The sequence below is a fragment of the Aeromicrobium sp. PFPM2_SD2 genome (genome assembly GCF_057364525.1).
On record NZ_JBNFNZ010000512.1, the window covers coordinates 1 to 1,635 of the forward strand.

2 protein-coding genes are annotated in these 1,635 nt (G+C 74.9%); both read left to right on the forward strand.

Translation table 11 applies throughout. From position 1 onward, the window contains the following. Window positions 1-860: GAF domain-containing sensor histidine kinase (locus AC2W7G_RS15740; protein WP_485869266.1), on the forward strand; the 860-nt coding region annotated here is incomplete at its 5' end. A 103-nt stretch (window positions 861-963) separates the two neighbouring features. After that, entirely contained in the window at window positions 964-1,620 is a 657-nt protein-coding gene (locus tag AC2W7G_RS15745) for a response regulator (protein ID WP_485869267.1), read from the forward strand. Window positions 1,621-1,635 lie beyond the last annotated feature (15 nt).

A 1,635-nucleotide genomic window follows, 5' to 3' on the forward strand; every position in this document is an offset into this window, starting at 1 on the left:
GCGACGCCGACCTGGCGGTCGAGGTCGTGGCCGGGCGCGACGTCCCGCCGGCCCTGGTCGGCGAGCTGACCCGGCCCGACGGGCTGCCGGCCGAGGTCGTGCGCACCGGGGCCGGGCTCGTCGTGCCCGACACCGAGCTCGAGCCGCTGTACCTGCCCGGCGAGGAGGAGCGCTGGCCGCAGCTGCGCTCGGTGATCCTGCTGCCGCTGCCCGGCGACGAGCACGTGGGCGTCCTGGGCCTGGGCTGGCGCGAGCGGCTCCCGGCCCGCAGCTGGCAGCTCGACCCCACGCTCCCGCAGCGCTTCTGCGACCAGGCCGGCCTCGTGCTGCAGGTGGCGCAGGCCCGCGCCGACCGCGACCGGCTCGCCGTGCTCGAGGACCGCGACCGCATCGGCCGCGACCTGCACGACTTCGTCATCCAGCGGCTCTACGGCACCGCGCTCGGCCTGGAGGTGCTCAGCCGCTCGCTCGAGCCCGGTCCGGTGGCCGACCAGGTCGCGCAGGCCGTCGACCAGCTCGACGAGACGATCCACGACATCCGGCGCACGATCTTCGAGCTGTCCACCGCCGAGGACGACGGCGTGCGCACCGAGCTGCTGCGGCTCAGCGACGTGGTGGCCCGCGGGGTCGGCTTCCGGCCCCGGCTGGTCGTCGACGGCCCGGTCGACACCCTCGTGGTCGGTCCGCTGCGCCACCAGGTGCTCGGCGTGCTCGGCGAGGCGGTCTCCAACGCGGTGCGCCACGCCGAGGCGTCCAGCATCGACGTGGAGGTGCGCGCGAGCGTGCAGGATGGCGTCGTCGTCCGTGTCACGGACGACGGACGGGGGCTCCGCGGCGCCTCGCGCGCGGCGGGCTGCTGAACATGGCCCACCGGGCCGAGGGGCTGGGTGGGTCGTGCGTCGTGCGCGACCGTCCCGAGGGCGGCGTCGAGGTGCTGTGGCAGGTGCCCGGAGAGGCGGTGCGGTGACCGACAACGTGCGGATCTTCCTGGTCGACGACCACCCGATCGTGCGCCAGGGGGTGAAGGGCCTGCTCGACGCCGAGCCCGGCCTCGAGGTGGTCGGCGAGGCCGACTCGGCCCAGCAGGCGCTCGACCGCGTCCCGGCGCTCCAGCCCGACATGGCCCTGCTGGACGTCCGCCTGCCCGACGCCTCGGGCGTCGACCTGTGCCGCGAGCTGCGCGCCGCGATGCCCGCGCTGCGGGTGCTGTTCCTGACCTCCTACGAGGACGACGAGGCGCTGTTCTCGGCGATCATGGCCGGCGCGTCCGGCTACGTGCTCAAGCAGGTGCGCGGAACCGACCTGCTCGACGCGGTGCGGCAGGTGGCCTCGGGCCAGTCGATGCTCGACCCGGTGATGACCAGCCGCGTGCTGACCCGCATCCGCGAGGGCAAGCCCGACGCCTCGCAGCTGGACCAGCTGTCCGAGCGCGAGCGCACCGTCCTGGACCTCATCGGGCGGGGCATGACCAACCGCGAGATCGCCGCCGAGCTGTTCCTGGCCGAGAAGACGGTCAAGAACAACGTGACCCGGCTGCTGTCCAAGCTGGGGCTGGAGCGGCGCACCCAGGCCGCGGTGCTCGCGGCCAAGCACGCCTGGGACCGCGACGCGCGCCAGTAGCGCGCGCCGCCGGCA